The sequence below is a fragment of the Vibrio sp. 10N.222.54.E6 genome (assembly GCF_041473955.1).
Lineage (GTDB): Bacteria > Pseudomonadota > Gammaproteobacteria > Enterobacterales > Vibrionaceae > Vibrio > Vibrio tasmaniensis_A.
The window spans coordinates 1-422 of sequence record NZ_JBFRTD010000075.1 but is presented as its reverse complement, the minus strand read 5'-3'; the positions used below and the strand labels follow the sequence as shown (position 1 = coordinate 422).

1 protein-coding gene is annotated in these 422 nt (G+C 59.2%); it reads left to right on the top strand.

From position 1 onward, the window contains the following. Positions 1 to 5: 5 nt before the first annotated feature. A partial coding sequence (locus AB4513_RS24425) for a Calx-beta domain-containing protein (RefSeq protein ID WP_372193461.1) occupies positions 6 to 422 on the top strand: 417 nt, incomplete at its 3' end.

Genomic DNA, 422 nt, shown 5'->3' with positions numbered 1-422 from the left:
CGGGCGTGACCAACAGCGCGGGCGCGGCGGGCATTAACGTAGCGGAAGGTGCGGTCGCGGACATCAAAGTGACGCTGAGCAACGAAAGCAAAACGGCGACCACGGTTGACCTGACGCTGAACAGCGGCACAGCGGATAAGAACGTCGACTTCACGGGCACCCAAGTGGACATCGTGTTGAGCAACGGTACGGTCTTGAAAGACGTGGCGGTAGCATCAGACGGCAGCTTCCAAGTGAGCTTGCCGGCGGGTCAAACCGACTTCACAGTGAAAGTTCAGACCACGCAAGACACCATCTTCGAAGGCGATGAAACCTTCACGGTGACGGCGAAGACGCCAACGCAATCGACGGCGCAAATGGGCACAGTCACGATCCAAGACAACGATGGTACGCCAACGGTCTCGGGCGTGACCAACAGCGCG